Annotated in this window: 26 protein-coding genes and 1 tRNA gene; 15 read left to right on the top strand and 12 right to left on the bottom strand. The window is 67.1% G+C overall.

The features are described 5' to 3' along the window. The first annotated feature begins 117 nt into the window (after window positions 1–117). The 5 genes from AC3WLC_RS19970 to AC3WLC_RS19990 all read left to right on the top strand — a co-directional run bounded on the left by AC3WLC_RS19970 (window position 118) and on the right by AC3WLC_RS19990 (window position 3,796). Window positions 118–756, top strand: coding sequence for a lysophospholipid acyltransferase family protein (locus tag AC3WLC_RS19970; RefSeq protein ID WP_493685655.1), 639 nt, complete (start codon window positions 118–120; stop codon window positions 754–756). After that, window positions 753–1,703 carry a phosphatidate cytidylyltransferase gene (locus AC3WLC_RS19975; RefSeq protein WP_493685656.1) on the top strand — a complete coding sequence of 317 codons (951 nt, stop codon included), beginning with the start codon at window positions 753–755 and terminating at the stop codon, window positions 1,701–1,703. Before AC3WLC_RS19970 ends, AC3WLC_RS19975 begins: the two co-directional genes overlap by 4 nt. Window positions 1,704–1,723: 20 nt before the next feature. Further along, on the top strand, window positions 1,724–2,107 hold the full coding sequence (locus AC3WLC_RS19980; RefSeq protein WP_493686096.1) for a hypothetical protein: 384 nt from the start codon (window positions 1,724–1,726) through the stop codon (window positions 2,105–2,107). After that, complete coding sequence (locus tag AC3WLC_RS19985) at window positions 2,094–2,735, top strand: CDP-alcohol phosphatidyltransferase family protein (protein ID WP_493685657.1); 642 nt, start codon at window positions 2,094–2,096, stop codon at window positions 2,733–2,735. The genes AC3WLC_RS19980 and AC3WLC_RS19985 overlap by 14 nt, the downstream gene beginning before the upstream one ends. A gap of 113 nt (window positions 2,736–2,848) precedes the next feature. Beyond that, window positions 2,849–3,796 carry a tetratricopeptide repeat protein gene (locus AC3WLC_RS19990; RefSeq protein ID WP_493685658.1) on the top strand — a complete coding sequence of 316 codons (948 nt, stop codon included), beginning with the start codon at window positions 2,849–2,851 and terminating at the stop codon, window positions 3,794–3,796. On the opposite strand, the gene moaA is transcribed toward AC3WLC_RS19990, so the two are convergent. After that, complete coding sequence (gene moaA / locus AC3WLC_RS19995; protein ID WP_493686097.1) at window positions 3,793–4,794, bottom strand: GTP 3',8-cyclase MoaA; 1,002 nt, start codon at window positions 4,792–4,794, stop codon at window positions 3,793–3,795. The genes AC3WLC_RS19990 and moaA overlap by 4 nt on opposite strands. A 168-nt stretch (window positions 4,795–4,962) precedes the next feature. Between moaA and AC3WLC_RS20000 the strand changes: the two genes are divergently transcribed. After that, window positions 4,963–5,331, top strand: a complete 369-nt coding sequence (locus AC3WLC_RS20000) for a gamma-butyrobetaine hydroxylase family protein (RefSeq protein ID WP_493685659.1) — start codon at window positions 4,963–4,965, stop codon at window positions 5,329–5,331. 92 nt (window positions 5,332–5,423) lie between these two features. Further along, complete coding sequence (locus tag AC3WLC_RS20005) at window positions 5,424–5,981, top strand: lipocalin family protein (RefSeq protein ID WP_493685660.1); 558 nt, start codon at window positions 5,424–5,426, stop codon at window positions 5,979–5,981. A gap of 110 nt (window positions 5,982–6,091) precedes the next feature. Here the strand turns inward: AC3WLC_RS20005 and AC3WLC_RS20010 are convergent, their stop codons facing one another. Continuing rightward, window positions 6,092–6,670 (bottom strand): L,D-transpeptidase, encoded by a 579-nt coding sequence (locus tag AC3WLC_RS20010; protein WP_493685661.1) that lies wholly within the window; start codon window positions 6,668–6,670, stop codon window positions 6,092–6,094. A 427-nt stretch (window positions 6,671–7,097) separates the two neighbouring features. Here AC3WLC_RS20010 and AC3WLC_RS20015 point away from each other — a divergent pair, with 427 nt between their 5' ends. The 3 genes from AC3WLC_RS20015 (at window position 7,098) to AC3WLC_RS20025 (ending at window position 9,088) form a co-directional block, all read left to right on the top strand. Beyond that, the gene (locus tag AC3WLC_RS20015; protein ID WP_493685662.1) at window positions 7,098–7,376 is read left to right on the top strand and encodes a hypothetical protein; all 279 of its coding nucleotides are present in this window, start codon (window positions 7,098–7,100) and stop codon (window positions 7,374–7,376) included. Between the two features lie 243 nt (window positions 7,377–7,619). Then, window positions 7,620–8,258, top strand: coding sequence for an outer membrane protein (locus AC3WLC_RS20020; protein WP_493685663.1), 639 nt, complete (start codon window positions 7,620–7,622; stop codon window positions 8,256–8,258). Window positions 8,259–8,404: 146 nt separating this feature from the next. Continuing rightward, complete coding sequence (locus tag AC3WLC_RS20025; protein WP_493685664.1) at window positions 8,405–9,088, top strand: response regulator transcription factor; 684 nt, start codon at window positions 8,405–8,407, stop codon at window positions 9,086–9,088. Between the two features lie 75 nt (window positions 9,089–9,163). Here the strand turns inward: AC3WLC_RS20025 and AC3WLC_RS20030 are convergent, their stop codons facing one another. Beyond that, window positions 9,164–10,507 carry an ATP-binding protein gene (locus tag AC3WLC_RS20030; protein WP_493685665.1) on the bottom strand — a complete coding sequence of 448 codons (1,344 nt, stop codon included), beginning with the start codon at window positions 10,505–10,507 and terminating at the stop codon, window positions 9,164–9,166. A gap of 219 nt (window positions 10,508–10,726) precedes the next feature. Here AC3WLC_RS20030 and AC3WLC_RS20035 point away from each other — a divergent pair, with 219 nt between their 5' ends. Beyond that, window positions 10,727–11,377 (top strand): EipA family protein, encoded by a 651-nt coding sequence (locus tag AC3WLC_RS20035; RefSeq protein WP_493685666.1) that lies wholly within the window; start codon window positions 10,727–10,729, stop codon window positions 11,375–11,377. A 25-nt stretch (window positions 11,378–11,402) separates the two neighbouring features. Here AC3WLC_RS20035 and AC3WLC_RS20040 read toward each other — a convergent pair whose 3' ends face one another. The 7 genes from AC3WLC_RS20040 to AC3WLC_RS20070 form a co-directional block, all read right to left on the bottom strand. Then, window positions 11,403–12,086 (bottom strand): lysophospholipid acyltransferase family protein, encoded by a 684-nt coding sequence (locus AC3WLC_RS20040; RefSeq protein WP_493685667.1) that lies wholly within the window; start codon window positions 12,084–12,086, stop codon window positions 11,403–11,405. Between the two features lie 130 nt (window positions 12,087–12,216). Next, the gene (locus tag AC3WLC_RS20045; protein ID WP_493685668.1) at window positions 12,217–12,966 is read right to left on the bottom strand and encodes an alpha/beta hydrolase; all 750 of its coding nucleotides are present in this window, start codon (window positions 12,964–12,966) and stop codon (window positions 12,217–12,219) included. A 135-nt stretch (window positions 12,967–13,101) separates the two neighbouring features. Further along, entirely contained in the window at window positions 13,102–14,496 is a 1,395-nt protein-coding gene (locus AC3WLC_RS20050) for a patatin-like phospholipase family protein (RefSeq protein ID WP_493685669.1), read from the bottom strand. Between the two features lie 133 nt (window positions 14,497–14,629). After that, window positions 14,630–15,640, bottom strand: a complete 1,011-nt coding sequence (locus AC3WLC_RS20055; RefSeq protein ID WP_493685670.1) for a Bug family tripartite tricarboxylate transporter substrate binding protein — start codon at window positions 15,638–15,640, stop codon at window positions 14,630–14,632. Window positions 15,641–15,970: 330 nt separating this feature from the next. Continuing rightward, window positions 15,971–17,017, bottom strand: a complete 1,047-nt coding sequence (locus AC3WLC_RS20060; protein WP_493685671.1) for a LacI family DNA-binding transcriptional regulator — start codon at window positions 17,015–17,017, stop codon at window positions 15,971–15,973. 159 nt (window positions 17,018–17,176) lie between these two features. After that, window positions 17,177–17,251, bottom strand: a tRNA-Val gene (locus AC3WLC_RS20065). 36 nt (window positions 17,252–17,287) lie between these two features. Beyond that, the gene (locus tag AC3WLC_RS20070; protein ID WP_493685672.1) at window positions 17,288–17,986 is read right to left on the bottom strand and encodes an HAD family hydrolase; all 699 of its coding nucleotides are present in this window, start codon (window positions 17,984–17,986) and stop codon (window positions 17,288–17,290) included. A gap of 209 nt (window positions 17,987–18,195) precedes the next feature. On the opposite strand from AC3WLC_RS20070, the gene AC3WLC_RS20075 reads away from it, so the two are divergent. The 4 genes from AC3WLC_RS20075 to AC3WLC_RS20090 all read left to right on the top strand — a co-directional run bounded on the left by AC3WLC_RS20075 (window position 18,196) and on the right by AC3WLC_RS20090 (window position 21,474). Next, complete coding sequence (locus AC3WLC_RS20075) at window positions 18,196–18,540, top strand: hypothetical protein (RefSeq protein WP_377009723.1); 345 nt, start codon at window positions 18,196–18,198, stop codon at window positions 18,538–18,540. Window positions 18,541–18,666: 126 nt separating this feature from the next. Further along, window positions 18,667–20,118 (top strand): NAD-dependent succinate-semialdehyde dehydrogenase, encoded by a 1,452-nt coding sequence (locus AC3WLC_RS20080; RefSeq protein ID WP_493685673.1) that lies wholly within the window; start codon window positions 18,667–18,669, stop codon window positions 20,116–20,118. Continuing rightward, window positions 20,115–20,825 (top strand): ribose-5-phosphate isomerase RpiA, encoded by a 711-nt coding sequence (gene rpiA, locus AC3WLC_RS20085; RefSeq protein WP_493685674.1) that lies wholly within the window; start codon window positions 20,115–20,117, stop codon window positions 20,823–20,825. Before AC3WLC_RS20080 ends, rpiA begins: the two co-directional genes overlap by 4 nt. 157 nt (window positions 20,826–20,982) lie before the next feature. After that, the gene (locus AC3WLC_RS20090) at window positions 20,983–21,474 is read left to right on the top strand and encodes a DUF2059 domain-containing protein (protein WP_493685675.1); all 492 of its coding nucleotides are present in this window, start codon (window positions 20,983–20,985) and stop codon (window positions 21,472–21,474) included. Window positions 21,475–21,538: 64 nt separating this feature from the next. Here the strand turns inward: AC3WLC_RS20090 and AC3WLC_RS20095 are convergent, their stop codons facing one another. Next, on the bottom strand, window positions 21,539–22,966 hold the full coding sequence (locus AC3WLC_RS20095; RefSeq protein WP_493685676.1) for an APC family permease: 1,428 nt from the start codon (window positions 22,964–22,966) through the stop codon (window positions 21,539–21,541). Window positions 22,967–23,074: 108 nt separating this feature from the next. After that, window positions 23,075–24,574 (bottom strand): tripartite tricarboxylate transporter permease, encoded by a 1,500-nt coding sequence (locus tag AC3WLC_RS20100; protein ID WP_493685677.1) that lies wholly within the window; start codon window positions 24,572–24,574, stop codon window positions 23,075–23,077. Between the last annotated feature and the right edge of the window lie 12 nt (window positions 24,575–24,586).

The raw sequence follows: 24,586 nt of genomic DNA on the forward strand, positions 1-24,586 counted from the left end.
AAAAGGTGGCGCGTGCAAACCTGCGACCGCCTGTCGAATGCGCCCCAGACCCCCGCAATGTCGACAGCGTTCGCGATGAACGATACGCATCGTCAGGCTGGCAATCGGGTGGGGGGAATGCGCGAGATCGGAGCCGGCCTGGCCGGAGCGCTCATCCTGTTCTTCGCTCGCTTCATCACGGCGGTGCGCGGGCGCTGGGACGGCGTCGCGCCGACCGAAGAGCAGCGCATCTACTTCGCCAACCATGCCAGCCACGGCGATTTCGTCCTGATCTGGACCGTTCTGCCCCGGCGCCTGCGCTTCGCGACCCGGCCGGTCGCCGGCAGCGACTACTGGCTGAAGAGCGGTCTGCGACGCTTCATCGGCCGCGATGTCTTCAACGCCGTCCTGATCGATCGCGACCCCGCGACGCGAATGGCTGATCCGATCGTCCAGATGACCGAAGTGCTCGATGCCGGCGCTTCCCTCATCGTGTTCCCGGAAGGGACGCGTAACACCACCGAGGCGCCGTTGCTGCCGTTCAAGAGCGGGCTGTTCCATCTGGCGCAGGCGCGCCCGAACGTGACGCTCGTGCCGGTCTGGATCGACAACCTCAACCGCGTCATGCCGAAGGGCGAGTTCGTGCCGGTGCCGCTGGTCTGCACCGTCACCTTCGGCGCCGCTCTCACCCTTGCCGAGACCGAGACGAAACAGGATTTCCTGGCGAGAGCGCAAGCGGCGCTGCTCGCTCTGTCACCGAAGGCGACCGCGCCATGACGATGCCGCATCCCGATCTCCTCGCCGTGCTGGCCGGCCTGCTCGGCGTCCTGATCGTGGCGTCCACGGTTGGCTATGTGCTGCAGCGCCGGCTGTCGCCCGATGGCTCGAATGCCGTGGTCGAGAACCTGAACGATCGCATCCGCGCCTGGTGGATCATGATCGTGCTGATGGGTTTGGCGCTGATCGGCGGCAAGGCCGGCGTGACGCTGCTCTTCGGCTTCTGCTCATTTGCTGCGCTTCGCGAATTCATCACGCTGACCGATACGCGCCGCGCCGATCATTGGGCGCTGGCGGCCGGCTTCTTCGTCGTGCTGCCGGTGCAGTACTACCTGGTCTGGATCGACTGGTACGGCCTCTACTCGATCTTCATTCCCGTCTACGCCTTCCTGCTGATGCCGATCATCGCGTCGCTGCGCGGCGACACCGAGCATTTCCTCGTGCGCATCGCCGAGGTGCAGTGGGCCCTGATGATCTGCGTCTTCTGCATCTCGCATGTGCCGGCGCTGCTCAGCCTCGACATCCCCGGGTTCCAGGGGCGCAACGTCCTGCTGATCGCCTTCCTGGTCATCGTCGTGCAGATGAGCGATGTCCTGCAATATGTCTGGGGCAAGCTCCTCGGCCGCACCAAGATCGCGCCCAGGCTGTCGCCGTCCAAGACGGTCGAGGGCTTCGTCGGCGGCGCGCTCAGCGCGACGGCGGTCGGTGCCGCCCTGTCCTGGATGACGCCGTTCACGCCGCTGCAGGCGGCGTTCCTGGCGCTGGTCATCGTGCTGATGGGCTTCTTCGGCGGTCTCGTCATGTCGGCGATCAAGCGCGATCGCGGCATCAAGGACTGGGGCCACCTGATCGCCGGCCATGGCGGCTTCCTCGACCGGCTCGATTCGGTGGTGTTCTCCGCCCCGATCTTCTTCCATCTCGTCCGCTATGGCTGGTCGGCGACGTGAGCCCGCCGCTCGCGCGCCTGATGCGAAGCAGCATCGTGCATGTCGGCTTCGCCTTCTTCGCCATGGGCAGCTGGGCGGCTTTCGCCAACCGCGCCCATTCGATGCCGGCACCGCTCCTCGCCGGGCTGATCCAGGGCGCGCTGTCCGCTCTCATCACCCTGCTGCTGAAACGGGGCATCGAGTATCTCGCTAGCCGCTTTTCCGGCCTGGCCGCGCTGCCGGCGCCGCCGGTGATCGCCGGTCTGGTTTCCGCCAGTCTGCTGACGCTCATCCACACGATCGGCGGCACGCCCGAGATCGCCAGGACCATCGCCGTCCCGCTCACGGTCGCGACCAGCTATGCGGCGCTCTACAATTTTTCGCTGTGGCGGATCAGGAAGGCGATGAACCATGGCGCAGAGTGACGACCGCCGACCGCTTTCAAGCCGCGACACCGGCTGGGCCCGGGCCATCGCGCGCCGTCTGAGCGCCAGCGGCCTCACGCCGAACCAGATCTCGATGGCGAGCATGGCGATGGCGGCCGTCGCCGGCGCCGCCTTCTGGCTCGCGGGCGGTGCGACCCCCGGGCCGCGCATCGCGCTGCTGCTTGCTGCGGCCCTGTTCTGCCAATTCCGGCTGCTCTGCAATCTCTTCGACGGCATGGTCGCGATCGAGGGCGGCAAACAGGCTTCTGACGGGCCGTTTTGGAACGAGTTCCCCGATCGGATCGCCGATATCCTGATCCTGATCGGCGTCGGCTACGGGATCGGCGCACCGGCCCCGGGCTGGGCGGCGGCCGCTTTTGCCGTGCTGACCGCCTATACCCGCGAACTCGGCCGCAATTGCGGATTGCCGGCCGACTTCTCCGGCCCGATGGCCAAGCAGCACCGCATGGCGACGATCACGGCGGCTGCGCTCGTTTCCCTGCTGGAGCCGCTCTGGCGAGGGCAGGGCGAGGTGCTGCTCATCGCGCTCTGGCTGGTTGCTGTGGGAGCGGCCGTGACCGCTCTCAGGCGGGCGGCCAACATCGTGCGGAGCTTGCGCGGGCGCTGATTACGCCGAGGGCCATGGGGCGCTTTTGTTCGCGCGCCAGGATAGAAAGCCGACGGCATTCAGCTACTAATCGGCGGTGGTGAGGCGCGGGCAGGCGAGAGAACGTCATCGAGATGGGTGAGGATGTCGGGGCTATCGAGACGCTGGATCTCGACAAACTTGCCTACGAAGCCGTCGACCAGGGCGAGCTCGACCGGGCTCTGCTGTATTTCGACGAGTTGAGCCGGCGATATCCAGAAGTCGCGAGCCTTCACTACATGCGCGGGCTCGCACAGAAATACCGTCGGCAATGGCCTGACTCTCTGCGCCACAACCTCATGTCCCAATCGCTGCAGGACGAGTTCGACGAAGCCTCCGCCTGGAATGCGGGGATCGCAGCAACTGCGATCAGGGACTGGAACGTGGCGCGCGACCAATGGGCCAGATGCGGTATCGCGTTGCCTGGCGAAGAGGGGCCGATCCAGGCGGATTTCGGTATCGTCAGCATCCGTCTGAACGCCTGGGGCGATGGCGAGACGCTGTTTGCGAGACGCATCGACCCGGTGCGCGCACGGCTTCTGAACATTCCCCTTCCGGAAAGCGGCTATTGTTTCGATGATATCGTGCTGCATGACGGAGCCGCAACGGGCCAGCGCAATCTTCGCGGCGAGGTCGTCCCCGTCTTCAACGCGCTGGAGCGCTGGGACCCTTCACTCTTTCAGACATTCACAGCCTTCGTCACCTGCCGCGACCAGGACAACCTCGCGCCGCTGCTGACATCCCGGGCGCCCGGTGTCGCCTACCTCGAAGACTGGACGGAATCGCTGGCCTATATCTGCCTGAAGTGCAGCTATGGCCTGCCTCATCGCCATGACCACGAGCAGGCACAGACAGATTGGAAAACGAGCAGATACGTCGGAATCGCAGCCCAGAGCCGCCATTCGGTCGAGAAGATTCTTGCCGAGTGGCAGGCGGGCGGTGAGCAGCGCTTCGTCGATGCGATCGAGACCCGCACCTTTCCGGTGCCAACCCCCGCCGACGGTCATGTCTGGTGGCGAGCGCCGGACGAAGAGAGCGACTAGCCCCCGGTCACGCTCATATGCCGGCCGACGGCAGCGCGGGGCTGGCGCCGGTCGATGACGAAGTCGTGGCCCTTGGGCTTGCGCGAGATCGCTTCTTCCATCGCCCGGTAGAGCAGGGCGTCGTCGCTCGAGGCGCGGATCGGCGCGCGCAGGTCGGCGGCATCCTCCTGACCGAGGCACATATAGAGCGTGCCGGTGCAGGTCAGGCGCACGCGGTTGCAGCTCTCGCAGAAATTATGGGTCATCGGCGTGATGAAGCCGACGAGCCCGCCGGTCTCGCGGACCCGGACATAGCGCGCCGGCCCGCCGGTCCGGTACGGATCGTCGTCGAGCGTATAGCGGTCCATCAGATTGGCCCGCACCATGGAGAGCGGCAGGAACTGGTCGAGCCTGGCGGGCTCAATGTCGCCGAGCGGCATCACCTCGATCAGGGTGAGGTCCATGCCGAGCCCGTGGGCCCAGTGCATCAGGCCCTCGATCTCGTCCTCGTTGACGCCCTTGAGCGCGACCGCATTGATCTTGACGCGCAGACCGGCCTTGCGCGCCGCCTCGATGCCGCCCAGCACCTTGGAGAGGTCGCCCCAGCGCGTGATCTTGCGGAACTTTTCGGGATCGAGCGTGTCCATCGACACGTTGACGCGACGCACGCCGCAATCGGCCAGCTCCTGAGCATAACGGGCGAGCTGCGAGCCGTTGGTGGTCACGGTGAGTTCATCGAGCGCGCCCGAGGCGAGATGGCGCGAGAGCGAGCGGAACAGGTTCATGATGTCGCGCCTGACCAGCGGCTCGCCGCCGGTGATGCGCAGTTTGCGGGTGCCGCGCGAGACGAAGGCGGTGGCGACGCGGTCGATCTCCTCCAGCGTCAGCAAATCGCGCTTCGGCAGGAAGGCCATGTCCTCGGACATGCAGTAGACGCAGCGGAAATCGCAGCGATCCGTCACCGAGATGCGCAAATAGGAAATGTCGCGGCCGAAGGGATCGGTCAGCGGCGCGCGCATCAAGGGCTTGATCGGGTCATGCAGCACGATGGCTGGAATCCTCGGGCGATGGCTGCCTTCCGGCGCAGTGCGCCGGCCGCCACTCTGATATAGGAAGCGAGCATTGTCGGCGGCAAGCCCGCGGTCAAGCAGGCTGATGGTCGCAAGCCGTTCTGGAGAAACACGAAGATGTCAGATTGGCCGAGCGAGATCCGTCTGTCGAAGGACCGCCGCACGCTCCATATCACCTTCGAAAGCGGCGAGAGCCATGCGCTCCCCGCCGAATTGCTGCGGGTCGAGAGCCCTTCGGCCGAGGTCCAGGGCCACAACCCGACGCAGAAGCAGACCGTGCCGGGCAAGCGCGATGTCGAGATCATCAAGGTCGAGCCGGTCGGCCATTACGCCGTCCGCCTGACCTTCGACGACATGCATGACACCGGCATCTATGGCTGGGACTATCTGCGTGAACTTGGTCGCGGCGGCGAGGCGAAGCTGCAAGCCTATCTCGATGAGCTTGCGGCGAAGGGGCTGTCGCGGGAGCGGGTCAGGCGAGGGTAGCCTAGACTGCCCTCCGCGAACGAACCGAAGCCGTTTCCTGCACGTAGATATTCCTGATGGACCGCGCCTCATGCGCATCAGGGAGGTTTTTCATGCGAGCCAGGGTCATCGGCACCAGCTTGGGTCTGGCAGTTCTTCTGTCGGGTTGCATGGCGATCAGTGGGTCGGCCAGCAGGGCGCCCGAACCGGCGAAGCAAATCGATGCCGGACGCTTCTACAGCGGTCTCTGGCACGAGATCGCCCGCCGGCCGATGGCGATCACCGACGGGTGCGTCGCGGGCGCGACCGAATACAAGCGCAGCGCCGGCGGTGATATCGATGTTCTCGACTCCTGTCGGATGGGCACGCCTCAAGGGGAGCTCAAGACGATTGGCGGCCCCGGCCGTATCCTCGATCCCGGCATGAACGCCAAGCTCAGGGTCGATTATCGGCTCTACGGTGTCATCCCAGTGACTCGCGATTACTGGGTGCTCGATCGCGCGAGCGACTACAGCTGGTTCATCTCGGCAGACCCCGAATTCCGTGATCTCTATATCTTCTCCCGTGACCCGCAGATGAGCGCGGCCCAGCGCCGTCGGCTCGTCGGCCGCGCCCGGGCGCTGGGCTACGACGTGACCAAGCTCGAATTTCCGGAGATGCCACGGCGCTGAGCCCGGCCCACGCGCCTGAGCTGACCGCGATCGCCTGCGTCATTTTCGGGGCGAAACAAAAAAAGGCCGGCGAAACGCCGGCCTTTGCAATCCTTGACGCGTTCTGTCGCTCAGCGGGCGACGACGACGCGGGTGCCGACCTTGGCGCGCTCGTAGAGGTCGATCACGTCCTCGTTCAGCATGCGGATGCAGCCCGAAGAGACCGCCTGGCCGATCGTCTCCGGCTCGTTCGAGCCGTGGATGCGGTAGAGGGTCGAGCCGAGATAGAGGGCGCGGGCGCCGAGCGGGTTCTCCGGGCCGCCGGGCATGAAGCGCGGCAGGTCGGGGCGACGCTTCAGCATCTGCGAGGGCGGGGTCCAGCCCGGCCACTCGGCCTTGCGGGTGATGGTCTGGGTGCCGCCCCAGTCGAAGCCCGGGCGGCCGACGCCGACGCCGTAGCGCACGGCCTTGCCGTCGGGCAGCACGTAATAGAGCCGGCGCTCGCTCGTGTTGATCACGATCGTGCCCGGACGCTGCTTGCCGTCATAGGAGACGATCTCGCGCGGGATCGCGGTCGCCTGCGCCTTGGCGGGGTCGACATAGGTGACGAGCGGCTGGCGGGTGAGCGGGTCGATTTCGGCGACGGCGGCGGTTGCGGTGGCCGCGAAGGCCGTGCCGGCGATCAGGGCCAATCGGAAGTAGCGGAGCATGGCGGCCTCGGGGGCGTTTCGGGATGGGCGGGCGCGAGGAAAGGTGACGGAAAAACGTCAACAATTCCCCAAATCTCTGGCAGAGCGGCGACTGCCGTTCAATCGATCGACGTTCACATCGACGCGACCTTTCGAGCTTTGAAGGCGCCCGTTGCGGGGCTGCAACAGGCGTAGGGGTCTGGATGCCGCTTGGCCCGATCTGGGCGCTTTTCGGGCGGGATCGTGGCGGGTCGCAGGACGGCTTCTCCGAATGAAGGACCAGGCGCGATTCGCGGGAGGTGCCCTCGCGGGATCGTGCGCCGCTCGCGACGATCTCTCCAATTGCCGTTAACCAGCCGTTCGCCTAGTCTTCAGATCGAGGGGCAACTTCCGATTGCAAAGCCGGGCCGGCTCTGGTCCGCTTCTGCGAAACGCCGGGAGGTTCGCCATGGCTGCCTGCCAGTTCAATGCGGGACCTGAAGAGCTCGCTGCCCTCGGGACAGCCTTTCACGAGGCGTGGCGGCATGTCGGCCCGATCTATGGGCCGTTCGAGAATCCCCACCGCGAATGGCTGGCCCGCCTGATCCTCGGCCTGCGCCGCTCCGGCCATTCCGGCGACATCGCCCTGCTCGCGATCGAGCAGTTCATGGCGACCGCGCCGCTGGCCGAATGGGCGAACGGGGCGAGGGACGTGCGATCGCGTCCAGAGCGCACCGCCCAGAACTGAAGGCTTCGCAGGGCTTCCGCTCCTCGGCCGCGGCGCTGTGGGCGATCACGCGCGCTCTGCCAGGCAGGCAACGTTGCCGTAATCTTCGCGCGCAATCTGCACGGTGCTGACCCGGTTCGATGCGCGGACATGGGGTCGCGAGAGCGGATCCGATCAGGTTGAATCAACCTGATCGGTGAATCCGTCTCTCACTTGTCTGGCCTGATGCGTCGGCGGCGACCTAGCCGCCGCAAGGAGTCCTTGATGAAGCGTTTCGTCCCGTTGGCAGGCCTCGGCCTGTCGGCCCTGCTCGCCGTCCCGGCCATGGCGGCCGATCGTCCGGTGCGTGGGCAGGAATGGCCGGCCTATTCCGCGCCGCGGCCCTATAACTGGAACGGCGTCTATGTCGGCGCCCATACCGGCGCTGGCTTCGATCGCTTTCAGGGAGCCGGCAAGAAGAGCCGCAGTGAAGTCCTGCTTGGCGGCCAGCTCGGCTACAATCTGCAGCTCGGTGGGCTCGTCACCGGTGTCGAGGCCGACATCTCGATGAATGGCCTCGGCAAGGGCGCCAAGCGCACCGGCGGCACCAGTGCCGATATGCGCTATGTCAGCACCTTCAAGGCCCGCGCCGGCATCGCCTTCGACCGCGTGCTGGTCTACGGCCTCGGCGGTGTCGCCTATGGCAGCCTGAAGGCCAGCGACGGCCTGGTCTCGAAGGAGAAGAGCAAGGTCGGCTATGTCGTCGGCGCCGGCGCCGAATACGGCATCACCGACAATCTCTCGGCCAAGCTCGAATACAACTACGTCTCGCTCGGCAAGCAGAACTTCCAGTTCGCCAGCGGCCGCGCTCGTGTCGGCGTCAACGAGCATCTCGTCAAGGCCGGCCTGAACTACCGCTTCTGACGTCGAACTTCCGGGCCGGGAAGCCGGCCCGGATCGCCTTGCGGCTTGATAGCCGTGCCCAGGCATGGATGGAGCGTGATGCGTCTGGATATTTCGCCCCTATTCCGGCATCACGTTCCATCCGTGCACCCTGAAACGACCTCTCTATGCGCGCCCTGATCGTCGAGGACGAGCCACAATTGATGGCGTTCCTGTCCTCGCTCCTCACCAATGCCGGATTGATCGCCGATCGCACGACGACGATCGACGCGGCGCTCGCCGCCCTGCGCTCGACGCCGTTCGACATCGCCATCGTCGACCGGCGCCTGCCCGATGGCGACGGCCTCTCGATCGTCAAGGCGCTGAGTTCCTCCGAGACGCGGCCCGCCTTCCTCGTCCTAACCGCCCGCGATGCCAAGGCCGATGTGATCGAAGGCCTGAACGGCGGCGCGGATGACTACCTCGTCAAGCCGTTCGAGCCGGAGGAGCTGCTGGCGCGGCTTCGGGTGATCATGCGCCGGCGCAATCCCAAGCGCTCTCTGGTGATCACCGCCGGCAATCTCTCGCTCGATCTCGAAGGCCGCAGCGCCTCCGTCGGCTCGGAGATGCTCGACCTGCGCCGGCGTGAGGCGCTGATCCTCGAAGCCCTGGTCCAGCGCGTCGGCCGCGTCGTCACCCGCGACGTCCTGATCGAGGCGGTCTACGGCTTCGACGATCTGATCGAATCCAACACGCTCGAGGCGCAGATTTCGCGACTGCGGCGCAAGCTCAAGGAAGCCGGCGCGGCGGTCGAGATCACGTCGCTGCGCGGCATAGGCTACATGCTGCGGGTGTCGGAAGCAGTGTGCTGAAACACGCCGCCCTTCCGGGCTCATCGCTGCGCGAAGGCTTGGAATGACGGGCAATCTCAACTGAAGCGCCGCACCTCAGGCGCCACCGCTCTCGCGCGGCGGGAAGACGAGGCGCACCATCGTGCCGCCGCCCGGCCGGCCGAGGATGGTGAGCGTGCCGCCATGGGCGGCCATGATGTCGCGCACGATGGTCAGGCCGAGCCCGGCGCCGGTCGAATTCGGCGACATCCGGTTGAACGCCTCGGTCACCTGCGGACGGTCGGACGGCGCGATGCCGACCCCGTCATCGGCAACCTCGACCACGGCGCCGTCGATCACCTTGACCAGGATCGTCGATCTCGCCTGCGCATGTCGCAGCGCATTGTCGACGAGGTTGGCGATGGCGGCCCGCACCGTCGGCTCGTTGGCCTCGATCAGCGCGCGGCGCTCGCCTTCCTCCTCCAGCGCGACATCGGCGCCGTTGTTCAGGATCAGCGGCGCGAGATCGGCCAGCACCGCGCGGGCGGTGGTGTTGAGTTGCAGCGGCTCGAACGGCAATTCGGTACTGTGCAGCCGGGCGAGCTGCAGCATCGACGAGACGATGGTGGTCAGCCGGCTGACATCGGTGGTGAGCGCGAGCCGCATCTGGTCGTTCGGCAGCGCATCGATCCGACCGCGCATCACGGTGAGCGGCGTACGCAATTCATGCGCGACATTGTTCATGAAGCGCCGCTGCACCTCCATGTTCCCCGCGATCTTGTCGAGCGCCGCGTTGAGCGCCGTGGTCAGCGGCATCAGCTCGATCGGGGTCTCCTCGGTGGGGAGCAGGCCGCGCGGCGCCTTCGGGTCGATCTTTGCCGCGGCCTCGGCCGCGCTGCGCAGGCGGGCGCTGATATAGGACACCGACATCGCGATCGCGCCGGCGATCAGGAGGCCGAAGACCACCGAGATCGCCAGCGCCGAGCCGGCGATCGCCCGCAGAAAATGGGCGAGGATCAGGTCCCAGCCCGGCAGGCCGCCGCGGGTGGCGACGATGATCCTGTTGCCATCCTTCTCGACCACGTCGAAGGCGAGCGGGTTCTCGCCGCCGACGCGCATCTGCGCCGCGATGGTCGGGCCGTCGAGCCGGATGTCGATCGGCAGGCCCGGCCGCAATTCTGGCGCATACTCGACGACGGAACGTCCGTCCGAGACCAGGTACCAGAGCGAGGGGCTGGTACGCTCGATCCGGCTGAGCCCGGCGGTCTTCTCGACCTGCAAGGTGGTGCCGGAGGGCTGGCGCACGGCTTGCTGGATGATCTGGGAGGTGACGTCATTGCGCAGGACAGCCGGATCCTCGGTGATCAGGGCAAAGGCGATGACGGCGCCGATGAAGGCGGTGAACAGGACGATGCCGAGCAGCGACAAGCGGATTGTGAGGGCGCGCGACAGCGAGGTCATGGCCGGGCCTCGCCGCCATGCCGCGCTGCGCGATGCGGCCGGCTTGCCGGTCGCATTCGACACGGGATTGCTGCAGCGTTGCGAGTCGTCACGGAACCTCGATGCGGGTATGGCTTGCGGAACCGGGCGCGCGCCCCTTCCTGTCTCTGCATGGACCGTATCGCCATTGCCGTTCAACTCTCTTCCGGAGCTGCCGGCCTGATGCTTGTGCGGCGCGCCATGTCGAGATGGCCCGGCTTGCGCCTCGTGCTTGCCGCGTTGCTGGCCTTTCTGCCCGGCTTCGCGCTCGGGCAGGGGGCCGTGACGAAGGGCGACGTCCGGGCCGGCCAATTGCCGACAACCTCGCGGCAGGACATCTCCAGGCTGGTCGAAAGCGTGTTCGACGCCGCCTCCAAGACCGTCAGCATCCCGATCGAGCGCTCGCTCGCGCTCTTCGGCGAGCCGAACGCCTATATCATCGGCGGCGAGCTCAGCGGCTCCTTCGTCCTCGGTGGGCGTCATGGCAGCGGCGAATTGCGCTTCTCCGATGGGGTTCCGACGCCGGTGACCTGGTCGGCCCTGTCGGTCGGCATCGGGCTCGGCGCCGATTACGGCCGGGTGATCATGCTGGTCTACGGTCTCGACCGGCGCGAGGACGTCTTCGGTACCTATGCCAGCCTCGGCGGCAGCGCCCATTTCCTCGCCGGCGCCAACGCCACCATCCTGGCGTCCTCGCGGGCCCGGATCGTGCTGATCTCGTCGGGCCTCGGCCTGCGCTTCTCCGGCGATCTCAGCCGCATCGTCATCGAGCCGGCCGGTCCGCCGGAGCAGTTGCGCCCGCCCGGCATGATCTGCGCCACGCCGGCCGATTGCGCCGCGCCCGGCCGCTGATGTCCAGATAAGCAGGATCGTCGCCCTAGCGGCGCCGGTCGAGCAGGCGATGCGCCGTGGCATGGAGCTCATCGAGCTGGTTCGAGATGTCGAGCGCGATCAGGCCCATCTCGCGCTCATCGGCGGCCCGGCGGACATAGAGCGGATCCGACCAGAGCACGCAGCCGCGGCCGAAGGGCAGGGCGATGCTGGCCCTGTCCCAGTTGCCGAGCTCCACCCGCGCGCTCGTCACTGCCGCGAAGAGGTAGATCGGCCGGCCGGTGGCGCGCGCGAGCTGGATCGCGCCCTTGCCGGCGACGCGTGCGATCTTCGGCACATCCGCGGTGAGGACGAGGCTGGTGCCCTCGCGCAGCGCCTCGCGCATCTCGAAAAAAGCGGGAATGGCGCGCTTGGTCTTGATCTTCCGGGGGCTCTGGGTGCCGGAGCCGCGGATGGCACGGTAACCCGCCCGCTCCACCACCGAGGCGACCACCGTCCCGTCGAAATGCAGCGAGGTCAGGATCGCGACCTCGGCCGCGCCGTCGAGCGCCGCGAGGCTCAGCATCTGCTGACCGTGCCAGGTCAGGGCGATGAATGGCTCGCCGCTGCGCTCCCACGGCCTGACGCCGGGGAGCGCCGGCTTGAAGCGGGTCGTCCGCTGCACGAAGGCGAGATAGGCGTGCAGGGCGCGGCCGGCGAACGCCGCAGATTGCCCATTGCCGAATCGCATGATCCGATCTCCACGGTGGCTCCGGTGGAGAGATCGGCGCGTCGGCTTGCTCCAACATTGCGCGGCCCTGCGGCCGCGGCGCGCGTTCCGTTCGATCGAACGAAAAGAACTCGCGCAGAAGCGAGAAATGTCAGCGCATCATGAACTTGACGATGCGGGCGACGAAGTCCTCGTCCTGCCCGGCGAAGCCGTGATGCGCGCTGAAGCGACAGGGATTGGCCTCGTCAGTCTGCCCGCCGCTCATCCACTCGACCTGGACGCGCCCGCCCGCCCAAGCCTGGAATGGGGCCACGCCCGCGGGCAGCGTCAAGCGACAGCGATCCTCGCGATGATGCAGCGCGAGCGTGCGCGGCAGCCGGTTCGGTGTCCCCAGGGTGCTCTGGACGGTGGTGTCGTTCGGCCCGGACGCCTTGCTCAGGAGGCCTGAGGTCAGGACGAGCCTGTCCGGCATGGCGCCCTCCGCAAGGCCCTGGGCCGCACGCATTGTGCCCATGCTGGTGGCGATCACGATGACCGGACGCTTGATCGCCGCCATATGGTCGACCGCCGCCGAGAGGTTCGTGCCGAGCTCGGCGAGCAGCACGTTGTAGCCATGCATGACGAAGGCGTCCCGGTTGCGGATCAGGACATTGTCGCCGGCCTTGCCGAAGCGCGCGCCGCTGCCGACCTCGAGGCGGCCGTCGCCGCCGGTCAGCAGGATCACGCTGCCCTTGGGATGCGGAGCGCGGATGAGGATGCTGCGGACGCCGGCGATCGTGACGGTCTCGCCGCCCTTGACCGCGATCGGCGTCTCCGCCCAGCCCGATGACGGGATGGCGAGCGACCATAGGATCGCGAGCGCGCCGAGGGCGCGCAGGATACGCTGCTGATATCCGATCATGTTGTTAAGTCACCCATTCACCTGGAAGCGGCGCAGATCAACGCGCGTCACCGTCACCGTGTCGCGCCTGCGCCTGCCGCCTAGGATTCGGTGGCTACATTGCACGAGATGTGCAGCCGAGTTCATCGCCATTCGTCAGGGGAGCGGAGATTTGACCGCCCGCCGATAATCGGGGTTGGCCGCCAGGAGCCGGCGGCCCAGATCTGCGAGGAAATCCACCTCCTCGGCTTTCAGTGTCAGCTTGTTGTGCAATTGCAGAATGCGGCTTCTCTCTTCGGAAGCCTGCACGTCGGAGAGGGAGAGGCGCACCAGCGTGACCTGCAGCTGTCTGCAACGCGACTCCGCTGCCGGGAGGCCGCAGCGCCAACGGACCAGCCGCTCCCGCCAACGTGCGGTCTCCCGCTCCACTGCATCGAGGCCTGCCCGGCTCGCATTGTCGACCATGGCGTCGATCGAGGCGGTGATCGCCTCAGGCGCGTCCGGGCCGTCGATCGCCCGGGAGATCTCGCCGCCGACCCGCATCGAGGCATCGGCGACGACGATGACGACGCGGCGCAGCCGCTGCGCAGCCTGCTGCGGGACGAGTGCCGGCGCAGGCCGGTTCATCGCCCGGATCAGGTTGCGCACAGCGAGATTGTCGACGAGGCCGCCGTCAAGCAGCTTGAGATAGTGCAGCTCCGGCTCGCTAGCGTAGCGCGTCTGAGATGCCTCGACATGGCGGGCGAAAGCCGAGCGCTCATGCGATGGCGTGCTGTCGCCGGCAGCCGGGCAGGCCGGCTTGAAGTTCTCCAGCACGATCGGTGCGAACAGCACTGGCACTGCCGACGAGGCCGCAACGGCATGGGCGAGCGGAAACGCGTCGTAGTCGCTGCAGATCGCCCGGAAACTGTCGCGGTCGAAGGGGAAGGGCGCGCGGTTGTAGAGTTCCGTTGCATGCAGGAGCAGCCTTGGGCGACCGGGCTGGTCGAGATCGCCGAGTCTCGCACCGTGATAGAGATGCGTGTCGAGCCAGTCGGCGAGGCCCGAGAGGTCGTTGACGCCGCCGCGATAGCCGCGCAGCAGATTTGCCGGCGTGAAGCTGGTGCGCAATGCGCCTTCGGGGTCCTGGTCGAGGAAGTCGCGCCGGAAGGCCGGCAGGCCCTGCGGACCATGCAGGGCGAAATGCGCGGCGAGGATGCCGCCGCCCGACACGCCCGCGATCGCGGTGACCTCGTCGGCGAGCGAGCGGCCGGAGCGGCCGGAAGCTCGCTGCTCTGCCAATGCCGACAAGATGCCGTATCCGAAGGCGGCCGACCGTGCTCCGCCACCGGAAAGGGCGACAATCACCGCAGTGGAGCCGCCTTCGCTGGCCGAGGTGAAGGAGCGGGCAGCGGGCACTGCCAGAGAGCGGCGCAGATTCGAAGGTCGGTTCGCCGGATTGGCGCAAGCCGCGAGGCAGGCTGCGAAGAGCATGAGCAGCAGGACGGTCGCAGCCGCCTGCCGGAAGGGCAGGCGGATCGGATCTGTCCTGTGCGTCCGGGCAACGGCCATGTCGCGCGCTCTCCGCCGCGCGACGCCGATTCGCTTGACGTCCTGCGAGCGCAGGACGTCTCGTCAATGCTCATTGTCCGAGCATTGCCGCTTGCCGGGCGAGATCCCCCGGGGACGCCGGCAATCAGCTTCCTCAATTGACGGGCGGGATACCGGCCGCCTTCACCAGCTTGCCGACATCGTCGATTTCCGCCCGCAGGCGCCGGTCGAATTGCTCGCGATCGAGCGGCATCGGCTCCATTCCGACCGTCCGCAGCTTCTCCTGGACCTCCGGCAGGCGCAAAGCCTTCTGCGCCTCCCCGTACAGGCGCTCGATCACGCCTGGCGGCGTCTTGCTCGGCACGAACAGCCCGATCCAGAACTCGTAGGCGGAATCAGGCAAGCCGGCTTCCAGCGTCGTCGGGACATCGGGCAAGGCGGCGACCCGCCGGGAGGTGCTGACCGCGAGCGCGGTCAGCGTCCCCTCCTTGAGATGGGGTAGCGCCGCCGAGAGCGGCAGGAAATAGATGTCGATCTCGCCGGCGAGCAGGCCGGTGATGGCGTCGATCGGGCCGCGATAGGGCACATGGTGCATCTGCAGCCCGGCGCCGGCCAGCATGCGCAGTGCCGCCAGATGCGAGGTGCTGCCGCTGCCGGCCGAAGCGTAGTTCAGCGCGCCGGGCTTGGCTTTCGCCGCCGCCACGAGGTCGGCGACCGTCTTGAATCCCTTCTTGGGTGTGCTGACCAGCACGCTCGGCTGGATGCCGAAGGGGATCACCGCCGCAAGGTCGCCCGTCGTGTCGTAGGGGAGCTTCGAATAGAGCGACGGCGCGATCGCGATCGACGAGGAATGCACCAGGATCGTGTAGCCGTCCGGCGTCGCTTTCGCCACGGTCGCGGCCCCGATCGTGCCGCCGGCCCCGACGCGGTTCTCGACCACGATCGGCCGGTCGAGCTGCCGCGACATCTGATCGAGCACGATCCGGCCGACCACGTCGATGGCGTTGCCCGCGGCGAGCGGGACGACGGCCGTGATCGGCCGCTCCGGCCAGGCCTGGGCAGCGGAAGGAGTGGGGACTGTGGCCGGCCACAGCGCGCAGACGGCCAAAGCGAGCAGCCGCCTTGCCGGGCGGGCGAGGGGCGTCCGAAATCCGTCGTCATTCATGGCGTTCTCCCGGTGGTGTCTCCGCTCTGGCCTCCGGCCGGCTGTTCTCATGCGTCCGATATCCGGGGCAGGGCGCGTCGCGATGTTCTGCAATCGATTGCTATCGTGCAAAATCGCTTCGGTCAATGCGACAGAAATAATAATGAAATAACAGGGCTGTTGCCGATTTTTGAGATAGGAAGGCCCGTTAACCGACAGCAATCGATTGCTTGTGAAGGCGGTTCTGTGCGGCGATGTATGCTGGGGCGGCTCCGTGGAGAATGCGGTTCCGGCGGCCAACCTTTTGCCATTCGCGCCTTTCGCGGCCAGTGCCGCGTGCGCGAGCCGCGTTTAGCGCCGCTCCTGCCGGGGAGCTGCGGTCGAGCCGCGCACGATGAGGCGAGGTGTCAGCATCACCATGCGCGTCGACGCGTCCTCCCGCCGCATGCGCTGGACCAGCAGCTCGGCCGCCTCGCGGCCCATCGCTCGGTGCTCGATCCTCACGGTGGTCAGCGCCGGCGCGACCAGGTCCATCAGCGGCATGTCGTTGTGCCCGACGACGGAGACCTCGTCCGGGCAGTGCAGTCCCCGCTCGCGCAGGGCATCATAGGCGCCGAGAGCCAGCAGGTCGTTTGCAGCGACGATGGCGGTAATCTGGGGCGCTGCCACCAGCAGCCTGCCGGCCGCCTCGGCGCCGGCTTCGCGGGAATAGGCCGTCGCGCTCTGGCTGAAGCTCTCCAGCGGCGTGCCTTGGTCGCGGGTCGCCGCCTCGAAGCCCCTCAGGCGCAGCAGGCCGGTCGACAGGGTCGGCGGCCCGGCGATGTGGCCGATCCTGCGGTGCCCGAGCCCGACCAGATGATCGACGGCGAGCTGCATCCCGCGCATGTCGTCGGACACTGCGGCGGAGACGCGCGCTTGCGCCTCCGCGCGGTTGACCAGCACGACCGGAACGTTGCGTTCCAGGCAGCGGCCGACGAGCGCATCGTCGCGCGTGGCCGTCGCCAGGACCAGCCCGTCGACGCGATGGGCGATCAGCCCGTCCAGCAATATCGTGGCAGAGGGCACGCCGGGCCCGGCATCGGCGACGATGGTGGAGTAGCCGTCCTCGATGAGGCGCTCGGTGATTCCGCTGAGGATGGGGGCGAAGACCGGATTGGCGATGTCGGGGAGCAGCACGCCGACGAGCTGCGAGCGGCCGGTGCGGAGGCTCGCGGCCAGATGGTCGGGCTGGTAGCCGAGCTCCTGCGCAGCCCGAAGAATGCTGACGGCGAGATCCTGCGCCACCATCGAGCGCGTTGCCGGGTTGAGGGCCCGCGAAACGGTCGAGGCGTGCACGCCAGCGAACTGGGCGACGTCCTTGATCGTGATCGGACGGGTCTTCGAGGGGGAGCGTGGCACCTGTCGGTCTCGCAGAGTCTCACGCTCAACCTAGATGACTGCGGAATCGCCAGCAATCGAGCAGGCGGCAATCGGTTGCGTGGCCGAAGCGATGGCAGAGCCGGATCGATTCGCCATCGACCGAAGCTACCAGGACCGGGACTGAATATCTGGAGAAGATGGTGGGCGGCACAGGGATCGAACCTGTGACCCCTCCCGTGTGAAGGGAGTGCTCTACCGCTGAGCTAGCCGCCCGGACCGCGCTGTTCCTAGTGGGGTGCTGCGCCGCCGTCAAGAATGAGTAGCGAGGGCCGGCTCGCCACCGGTCAATTGCCGCACCGCCTGGGGCAACTCGTCGAAGTGCTGGATCACCAGATCGGGCGCGAGCGCCTCGACCGGCACATCGGTATAGCCGAACGGCACGCAGATGACGGGGATGCCGGCGGCGCGTGCCGTGTCCACATCGGTGCGCGAATCGCCGATCATCACCGCGCGGGCCGGATCGGCGCCGGCCTGCGCGATCGTCTGCGTCAGATGGCGCGGGTCGGGCTTGAAGAAGGGGAAGCTGTCGCGCCCGGCGATCGCGGCGAAGCGCTCGGTCAGGCCGACCGCATCGAGGAAGAGCCTAGTGTGCAGGATCGGCTTGTTGGTGCAGACGGCGAAGACGAAGCCATCGCCTGCGAGCGCATCGAGCGCGGCGACGACGCCATCGTGGATATAGCTGTAATTGGCGATCCCGCCGGCATAGATCGTCAGGAACTGCTGGAACAGCTGCTCCAGCTTGTCCGCATCGAGCGGCCGGCCGCTGACCTTGAAGCCACGCTCGATCAGTGCCCTTGCGCCGGCGCCGACGAGTTCGCGCGCCCGCTCGATCGGCAGGGCCGCCAGCCCTTCCTGCTCGAGGATGACGTTGAGCGTGCGCATGATGTCGGGGGCGGTCTCGGCGAGCGTGCCGTCGAGATCGAAGACGACGATCGGGGGAAGCGACATGATCCATCCTGTGACGTGGCCATCCGCATAAAGGCCGGCAGGCGCGGCTTGGCAAGGCTCAGGACGGAAGAGGCGCCATGCCGTCGTCACCTTGCCGCAATCGCGATGATACGGCTTCGCCGCCATGATAGGGTGCGGACGAATCGTCAAAGGGGATCGTAGTGGTGCCGAAACTGTCGAGCTGCTCCAGGAGCTCCCTCGGCCGGGCGCTGGGCGCCGGCCTGTTCATCTTGCCGGTCTTCGGAGCGGCCGTTGCAGCGCCCTTCGAGTTTGCGCCGGCGCCACAGACCGATCTCAACCGCGTCTATCGCATTGACAAGGCGACCGGCGAGGTCGGGGCCTGTCAGTTCCAGCTCAAGGAGGGCGGCGTCGGCGTCACGGTCTGCTTCCCGGCGGGCGAGGGGGCCGGCCCGCAGGCGCCGAGCGACTATGTGCTGGTTCCGTCGCGCCATGAGCGCGAAGGCGGCATCTTCCGCGCCAATGTCCGCACCGGCGAGCTCAGCGTCTGCTACGTCTTCGACGACAAGGTCGTCTGTACGCCGATGGCGAAATAGCGCGGGGTCGGTGGCGGGGCGGTAACCGCTATCTTGTCACGGCGGGGATGCGGCTTTTGCGCTCGGCAAGCCGTCATTTGGCGTGCTAGACCCCCGGCGACCCGTTCATAAACGCCGGAGGCCCACATGCTCGCGCTCAAGGATCCCTCGCTGCTGCGCTCGCAGTGCCATGTCGATGGCGCCTGGATCGGCGAGGGCGTCGATGCCGTCGACAATCCCGCGACCGGCGAGGTCCTGGCCAAGGTGCCGCGCTTCGGTGCCGACGAGACCACCGCCGCTGTCGAAGCCGCTTCGCGCGCCTTCAAGCCCTGGGCGAAGAAGTCGGCCAAGGAGCGGTCCGTCATCCTGCGCAAATGGTTCGAGCTGATCATGGCGAACCAGGAGGACCTGGCGCAGATCATGACGGCCGAGCAGGGCAAGCCGCTGGCAGAGGCCCGCGGCGAGGTCGCCTATGCCGCCTCCTTCGTCGAGTTCTATGCCGAGGAAGCCAAGCGCATCTATGGCGAGACCATTCCCTCGCCCTTCCCGAATTCGCGCATCATCGTCGCCAAGCAGCCGGTCGGCGTCTGCGCCGCGATCACGCCCTGGAACTTCCCGGCGGCGATGATCACCCGCAAATGCGCGCCGGGCCTTGCCGCGGGCTGCACCTTCGTGGTCAAGCCGGCGCCGGACACGCCGCTGACGGCGCTGGCGCTGGTCGCGCTCGCCGAGCAGGCCGGCTTCCCCAAGGGCGTGCTTAACATCGTCACCGGCGATGCGCAGGCGATCGGCGGCGTGATGACCTCGCATCCGGCGGTGCGCTTCATCGGCTTCACCGGCTCGACCCCGGTCGGCAAGCTCTTGATGCAGCAGGCGGCCTCGACGGTGAAGAAGGTCGGGCTCGAGCTTGGCGGCAATGCGCCCTTCATCGTCTTCGACGACGCCGATCTCGACAAGGCGGTCGAGGGCGCGATAATCGCCAAGTTCCGCAACATGGGCCAGACCTGCGTCTGCACCAACCGCCTCTTCGTCCAGGACGGCATCCATGACGACTTCGTCGCCAAGTTCGCCGGCGAGGTTGCCAAGATGAAGGTCGGCAACGGCGTCGAGGTCGGGGTCGTGCAGGGCCCGCTGATCAACGAGCGCGCGATCGAGAAGGTCGAGCGCCATGTCGCCGACGCGGTCGCCAATGGCGCCAAAGTGATGGTCGGCGGCCACCGCCATGCGCTCGGCCGCACCTTCTACGAGCCGACCGTGCTCGCCGGCGTCACCACCAAGATGCTGGTGACGCGCGAGGAGACCTTCGGACCGATCGCACCGGTCTATCGCTTCAAGAGCGAGGACGAGGTCGTCGCCATGGCGAACGACACGCCCTTCGGCCTGGCAGCGTACTTCTACACGAAGGATCTCGGCCGGGCCTTCCGCGTCGCCGAGGAGCTCGAATACGGCATGGTCGGCATCAATTCGGCCATTCTCGGCACCGAGGTCGCGCCCTTCGGCGGCGTCAAGGAATCCGGCCTCGGCCGCGAGGGCTCCCTCCACGGCATCGAGGAGTTCGTCGAGATCAAGTACATGCTGATGGGCGGGCTCGGCGCGTGAGCGAGGACCTGAAGAAGGCTGCCGCGCTGGCGGCGCTGGAGCTGGTGCGCCCGGGCATGCGTCTCGGCCTCGGCACCGGCTCGACGGCCAAGCACTTCGTCGACGGCCTCGGCGCCAAGGTTGCGGCCGGGCTCGAGGTGATCTGCGTCGCCACCTCGGAGGTGACGCAGGCGCAGGCCGAGAGCCTGTCGATCCCCATGTCGACGCTCGACCAGACCCCGGAGCTCGACCTCACAATCGACGGCGCCGATGAACTCGACAGCGCCCTGCGGCTGATCAAGGGAGGCGGCGCTGCGCTGCTGCGCGAGAAGATCGTCGCCGCCGCCTCCAAGCGCATGATCGTGATCGCCGATACCGGCAAGCAGGTTGAGACGCTCGGCCGCTTCCCCCTGCCGATCGAGGTCGTGCCCTTCGGACTGGAGGCGACGCGCCGCGCGGTCGCGGCCGCGATCGCCTCGTCGGGCGCGCATGGTCAGCTCAAGCTGCGCAAGCGGCCTGATGGATCGACGCTGCTGACCGATGGCGGCCATTACATCCTCGACGCGCATCTCGGCCGGATCGAGCTGCCCGAGGTGCTGGCGCTGGCGCTGAACCAGGTGCCCGGCGTCGTCGAGCACGGCCTATTCCTCGGTCTGGCGACGGCGGCTTTCCTCGCTGGCGCCGACGGAGTGCGTGTCCTCGGCGATCCGGCTTCGGAGCGGGGCTGACAGCCTTTCAAACGGCATGTTCTCGTCGCAAAAGTGGTTTCCACTTTGGCTGGACATGTTCTAAGAGCGGCCGGCGGCTGCACCCGGTCAGGGAGGTTGCCGCCGCAGAACACATGGACATCGCCGCATGGCAGGCGAGCGACGAAGGGGTAACCGCATGATCCGTCACAGCCTGGCAGGCGCGTTCCTGTCGCTGGCATTGTTCGCCATGCCCGCGCTGGCGCAGCAAGTGCCGACGCCGGAGCACGTCAAGGTCGCCCGCGAGGTCGTGGTCGCCTCCGGCCTGTCGCAGTCGATCGAGGCGCTTTACGCCGAGTTCGTCGCCGGTGTCCGGCAGACCTATGCGACCCGCCCCGAGCTGAAGAAGGACATGGAAGAGGTCCTGACCGCGCTCAAGCCCGAGGCCGATCTGCGCCGCGACGAGATGGTCGACTCCTCGGCCCGGATCTTCGCCACCAAGATGTCGGAAGCCGACCTCAAGGAGGTCTCCGCCTTCTTCAATTCGCCGGTCGGCCAGCGCTACAATTCCTTCCGGGCGCAGGCGCTCGACGAGATCTTCGCGCTGCTGCAGCCCTGGAGCACCGCCACCAGCAACCGGCTCTTCGACCTGTTCAACGCCGAGATGCGCAAGCGCGGCCACCAGCTCTGAGCCTGGACGGTCCCTGAATGTGAAAAGGCCGCCGGTCGAACCGGCGGCCTTTTTTTGTTGAGGTTCAGTTCACCGGCCCGTGCCCGCCGATGTCCTCCATCGTCGGATCACTCAGCCGCACGCCGGCGGCGCGGTTGACCATCACGGTTACCAGCCAGAGGACGACGCCGACGCCGATCAGGATGCCGGCGATCTTGTACTGGACCGGATCGCGCCCTGTCCACGGGCCGGCGAAGAAGGCGCAGAAGAGCGCACCGGCGATCGGCAGGACGGTCGGCGTCCGGAAATGCGCGTGCTCGACCGTGTCCTTGCGCAGCATCAGCACGGCGATGTTGACGACGGTGAAGACGCAGAGCAGCAGCAGCGCGGTCGTGCCGCCCAGCGCCGGCACCTCGCCGACGAAGGTGATCAGCGCGAAGGCAAGCAGTGTGGTGAAGCCGATCGCGATGTAAGGCGTGCGCCGGGTCGCATGCACCTTGCCGAGCGCCGGCGGCAGCACATGCTCGCGGCTCATGCCATAGACCAGCCGGCTCGCCATCAGCATGTTGATCAGCGCGCTGTTGGCGACGGCGAACATGGTGATGAAGCCAAAGATCCAGATCGGGAAGTTCGGGGCTCCGGCCGCAACCACCTTGAGCAATGGTGTCTCGCCCTCGCCGAGCTCTTCCGGCGAGACCAGCGTGATCGCCGAGATCGAGACCAGCACATAGATCACGCCGGTGATGACGAGACCGGCGAGCAGGATCTTCGGGAAGATTCGCGTCGGGTCCTTGGTCTCCTCGGCCATGTTGACCGAGTCCTCGAAGCCGACCATGGCGAAGAAGGCGAGGGTGGTCGCCGCGATCACCGGCCAGAACATGCCGCCGTCGCCGGCTGGCTTGAACTGGGTGATGCGCGAGACGTCGCCCTGGCCAGCGGCGATCGCCCACAGGCCGACGAAGATCACGATCAGGAGGCCTGTCAGCTCGACGCAGGTCAGCACGACATTGGCCTTCACGCTTTCGCCGACCCCGCGGAAATTCACGGCCGCGACGATCGCCATGAAGGCGAGGCCGAGGAGGGTGATGCCGATGCCGCCGGTGAGGTTCAGGCCGAAGGCGTGCGACATGTTGGCGGCGAAGGCACGCGAGGCCGTCGAAGCCGAGGTGATGCCGGAGCACATCACCGCGAAGGCGACAATGAAGGTGATGAAGTGGACGCCGAAGGCCTTGTGCGCATAGAGCGCGGCGCCTGCGGCGCGCGGGTACTTGGTGACCAGTTCGAGATAGCTGAACGCCGTGATCATTGCGACGACGAAGGCGACCAGGAAGGGCAGCCAGACGACGCCGCCGACCTGCTTCGCCACTTGCCCGGTCAGCGCGTAGATGCCGGTGCCGAGGATGTCGCCGACGATGAAGAGCAGCAGAAGCCACGGCCCCATCACGCGATGGAGGCTGGGCTCGGCGGCTTCGGCTTGCGGTGCGGCGGAAGGGGATAGCGTAGCTTCGCTCATGGTCATCCTCGCTCGACGGGCCGCAGGCCCGGTAAGGAGGAGAACACAGTCACGCCATATTTGTTCAACCGCAGCCGGGGCGTGTCACCCCGGCTGCGTCTAGGGTGGTCAGTCCTCGGCCGCCTTGAACTTGTTCAGTCCCTTCATCACGAAGGGCGCGACGAGGGCGATGAAGGCGATGCCGAGCAGGGTGGCCGAGATCGGGTTTTCCAGCAGGATCATCGGATCGCCCAAGCTGATCTGCAGCGCGCGGCGCAGTTGCTGCTCCGCCATCGGCCCGAGGATCAGCCCGACCACCATGGGTGCGACCGGATAGTCGTAGCGGCGCATCAGGTAGCCGAGATAGCCGAACGCGAAGAGCATGGCGAGCTCGACCGGCGAGCCGTTGACCGCCAGCGTGCCCATGGTCGCGAAGACCAGGATGCCGGCATAGAGCCAGGGCTGCGGCACGGCGAGCAGCTTCACCCAGAGCCCGATCAGCGGCAGGTTGAGGATCACCAGCATGACGTTGGCGACGAACAGCGAGGCGATCAGGCCCCAGACCAGATCGGGCTTCTCGGCGAAGAGCAATGGGCCGGGGTTGAGCCCGTATTGCTGGAAGCCGGCGAGCATGATCGCAGCGGTCGCCGAGGTCGGCAGGCCGAGCGTCAGGAGCGGCACCAGCGTGCCGGCGGCCGAGGCGTTGTTGGCCGCTTCCGGCCCCGCGACGCCCTCGATCGCGCCCTTGCCGAACTCGTCCGGATATTTGCAGAGCTTCCGCTCGGTCGAATAGCTCAGGAAGGTCGGCACCTCGGCGCCGCCGGCCGGCAGGGCCCCGATCGGGAAGCCGAAGGCGGTGCCGCGCAGCCAGGGCGCCCAGGAGCGCTTCCAATCCTCCTTGCTCATCCAGAGCGAGCCCTTGATCGGGATGATCTCCTCCGGCTCGCGGAAGCGCTTGGAGGCGACGTAGAAGGCTTCGCCCACCGCGAACAGGCCGACGGCGAGCGTCGTCACCTCGATGCCATTGAGCAGTTCCGGCACGCCGAAGGTCAGGCGCGCCTGGCCGGTCAGCTTGTCGATGCCGATCAGGCCGAGCGTGATGCCGAGGAACAGGCTGGTCAGGCCACGCAAGGGCGAGTCGCCGAAGGTCGCCGACACCGTGACGAAGGCGACGATCATCAGCGCGAAATAGTCCCACGGACCGAACTTGACCGCGACCTCGACCAGCCAGGGCGCCAGGAAGGCGAGGCCGATCGTGGCGATCAGACCGGCGACGAAGGAGCCGATCGCCGACGTTGCGAGGGCCGGGCCGCCACGGCCGGCCTTGGCCATCTTCGAGCCTTCGAGCGCGGTTGCGAGCGAGGCGCTCTCGCCTGGCGCGTTGAGCAGGATCGCGGTGGTCGAGCCGCCATACATGCCGCCGTAGTAGATGCCGGCGAACATGATCAGCGAACCGGCCGGATCGAGCTTGAAGGTGACCGGCAGCAGCAGCGCGACGGTCAGCGCCGGGCCGATGCCGGGCAGCACGCCGACGGCGGTGCCGAGGAAGACGCCGACCAGGCAGAACAGCAGCTTCGTGGGCTCGAAGGCGACCGAGAAGCCGTTCAGCAGGGAAAGGAGAGTGTCCATGGTTTACCCGCC

It is taken from the genome of Allobosea sp. GW821-FHT03A12 (assembly GCF_058986765.1).